Below are 3682 nucleotides of genomic sequence, written 5' to 3'. Positions count from 1 at the left end.
GCCGAAACGCTAATCCATTACGGGCCGGTCTTGTGGAAAAAATAGCCGATTACCCGTTATGGGATGCCATGTGGCTCTAAATGACCCAGCCTATATCGAGGCAGCGTAGGGGCGAATTCATTCGCCCATCCATCGGCATACCGCAATGCGGGAATAGGCGAATGAATTCGCCCCTACCTGCCACCTGCGACAATTTGCCGCGTCTTTAATAGTACGGCTACACCGTCCGCGAATCGTTCTCAGCTTGAATACATCAACCGAGGACAGCACGTGAGAAAAAATGGAACTATTGCCAGAACACCTGAAACCCTGGCAAATCGCTCGACCGCTATAGGCATACTGCCGCTTTGCCTGGGCTGGCTGGCAATCGCTACGCCATTAAGTGCCCAAGCCGAAACGCCGGCCATCGGCAGTACCCGCAGCTTTAATATCGACCCACAGCCTTTGTATTCCGCACTCAGTGCGTTGGCCGAACAATCCGGCGTACAGTTTGTTTACAACTCGGCGCTGGTTAAGGGGGTTAGCTCGCCGGGCGTCAGCGGCAGATACTCGTTGGAAGGTGCCTTGAAACGATTGCTGGTCGGTTCAGGGGTTTCTTATTACTTTGGCGCCGGCAACACTGTGACGCTGGAAAAAACGACCGGGTTGGAGCCACAATCGGCCGCCACGATGCAGGCGGTGACCGTCATCGGCAAAACCGATCTCGACCCCGACGATCCTTATAACCTCAGTTATACCCGCACCAACACCGCTCTGGCGACCAAAACCGACACTCCCCTCATGGAAACCCCGGCCTCCATTCAAGTCGTTAACAAGGCGGTTCTACACGACCAACAGTCCTACCGCTTACAGGACGCGATCAAGAACGTCAGCGGCGTTCAGTCTTATCATTCATACGGTGGCGAACACGAACAATTCGTGATGCGCGGTTTCCTGCAAAGCACCGTCAACTATCGCAACGGTATTCGGATACCGTTTACCAAATTCGATCTGGCCAACGTCGAGCGCGTGGAAGTGATCAAAGGTGCGTCGGCGATGATGTACGGCTTTGGAGACCCCGGCGGCTTGATCAGTACCGTGACCAAGCAACCCAGCTCGACACCCTACTATTCGGTGGAACAACGCTTCGGCTCCTACGATTTCTACCGTACCGAAGCCAGCGCGACCGGACCGGTCAGCAAGGAAGCCGGCTTGAATTACCGGCTGGACATGTCTTATCTGGATACCGGTTCGTTCCGCGACAACATGAGCAATGACCGGATCTTTTTTGCCCCGACCTTAAGCTGGGAAGCGACGCCGGACACCCAATTCACCTTGTCCTACGAGTATTTCGACGAGAACAACGCCTATGACTACGGTATTCCGGCGATTGGAAATCAATTGGCGAGAATCCCCATTTCCAGAACCTTCGTCGGCCGCTCGGATTTACGAAACTCCACCACCAATAATTTGGTCGATTTCCGCATAGACCATCGCCTCAACGATCAGGTCAAGCTAAACGCAGGCGTGGTCTCATCCCAATACCAGAAGGATTGGCAAGGCTTTTATACCGGTCGCGTCAACGAGACACCCGGCAGCTCCTTCGGTAACGCAACGCGTAATTACTGGTTTAGCCCGGAAAACGCCGAGTCCCTGACAGCCTGGGTTAACGGCACTTTCGATTTCGAAACCTACGGTGTCAGACACAAGCTGCTGCTCGGTGGCGAGTATTACAACAGTCAACTGAAATACCAGGTTGCCAGCGGTAGCGTTGACACCATCAATATCTTTAACCCGAATATTCCGGCGGTTTCCGACGCCCAGTTAAGCCAAATCCGGAATGCGCCGTTCAACAACGTCATCGCTACCGAGAACACCTCCAAGGCCATTTACGTTCAGGATCAAATGACGCTCTGGGACAAACTGCACATCATGGGCGGCTTCCGCTACGACTGGGTGGATCGGACGCAAGATCTGAGTTGGTGGGCGCCGGCCGGCAAGGATGCCCGCAATGATGATGTGGTCAGCCCCCGAGTCGGCATCGTTTACCAGCCGGTCAAATGGTTGTCGTTGTTCGGTAGTTTCACCGAATCGTTCGGCCCCGCCAACGATTACGATACCGGCGGCGCCAAACTCTACGACCTATTCAATGCCGTCCAGTTCGAGGGTGGGATAAAAACCCAGTTTTTCGATGGCAAACTCAACGCCAGCGTTGCTTACTTCGACTTGGAAAGGACTCAATTTTTCCAAGACCCCAGCAGCAATCTGATCAATATGCAGGTTCCGGTCAAGGGCGGCAGCAAGGGCGTCGAGCTTGACGTGCAAGGCCAGATTTACGAGGGCTTGAGCGTCATCGGCACCTACGCCTACACCGATGCCAAGATCATCGACGACATTACGGCGCCGGCCAACGTCGGCAACCGTATGCCTTTCGCGCCGAGTCATCAAGGAAGTGCCTGGTTGAAGTACGACTTTAACCAAGGCTTCCTGCAAGGCTTCAGTTTGGGGGCAGGTGTTTACGCTTCCGGCCGGCGCTACGGCGATGCGGCAAACAGCTATTACGACAGCGCTTATGCCCGGCTCGACTTGATGGCGGCCTATAAACGCAAACTGGCCGGGGTTAACTTGACCACTCAAGTCAATGTAAATAACGTCAACGACGCCGAATATTTCATTTTGCGCTCGCGTCGAAGCAATCTTCCCACCGAGCCGTTAACGGTCATGGGTTCGATCAAGCTGGAGTATTGATCGGCAGAATCGACCGGAATCGGAGACCCGGTTTGACTGAAGTCCGGCTGATTAGCTTGGGGTGACCGGGTTAGGCGCATTACCGCTATCCTGTCCGGCGAAAATACCGCGGTGTCGGCAACAGTCGTGAGGGCTTCCGGCACCGAAACGTCTAATTGACCATCCGCCGCCGCTGGAGAACTTCGCGATCAGCTTGAGCTCCGGTATTTTTTACACAACCACGCTACCGTTTTTTGTCACCACCATGAACGCCAGTCGCCACCCCTTGCTCCCTAAGTTTCGCGAAGATCGGCGCATAGCCGAATTGTCCCGGCTGAAATCCCGCCGCAAGCTTTGGCTGGACGTGCATTTGTGGCTGGGTTTGTCGCTGGGGTTTCTGCTGTCTATTTATGGCGTTACCGGCAGCTTTCTGGTGTTCTACGCCGAGATCGACGAATGGTTGCATGCCGATATGCTCGTGGTGAAACAGCCGGCCATAGCCCAATACCGGCCGCTGGCGGAAATCTTCGCCGCCGGCAAAACCGTGATGCCGCCGACTGCGAAACATGTATTTTCGGTGTATCCGCGCAACGAGAGCGCGGCTTTCAAGCTGCGTTACCAATTCCCGACCGCCGATAGAGAAAACGAACGCTGGATCGTTGGCGTCGATCCGTATACGGCGCAAGTGACCGGAAAAATGTTGCTGACCCGTTCAAGTGATTGGTTGCCGGCCACCTTTATCGATTGTGTATTCGAATTGCATTACGCGTTGCTGATTCCTTTCGACGACATCAGCACCGTCATAGTCGGCATCTCGGCTGCACTGCTATTCATCTCAACCTTGACCGGTCTGATCGTCTGGTGGCCGTTGACCGGCAAATGGTGGCAGGCGCTGACGTTTAAATCCGGAGCAGGCAAGGTGCGTTTCAATTACGACCTACATAAAATCAGCGGTTTTCACACGGCGCTGGTGATG

The 3682-nt window shown here is 54.6% G+C and carries 2 protein-coding genes; both read left to right on the top strand.

All coding sequences use genetic code 11. From position 1 onward, the window contains the following. The first annotated feature begins 270 nt into the window (after positions 1-270). A complete protein-coding gene (locus M0R33_RS24300) occupies positions 271-2727 on the top strand; it encodes a TonB-dependent receptor (protein ID WP_292574546.1) in 2457 nt (818 codons plus the stop codon). A gap of 244 nt (positions 2728-2971) precedes the next feature. Continuing rightward, positions 2972-3682 (top strand): PepSY-associated TM helix domain-containing protein (locus M0R33_RS24295; protein WP_292574545.1); only part of this gene is annotated, 711 nt, incomplete at its 3' end.

Source organism: Methylomonas sp., assembly GCF_023228165.1.
Taxonomy (GTDB): domain Bacteria; phylum Pseudomonadota; class Gammaproteobacteria; order Methylococcales; family Methylomonadaceae; genus Methylomonas.
The sequence above is the reverse complement of the archived record's forward strand: the minus strand, read 5'-3'. Positions and strand labels throughout refer to the sequence as shown.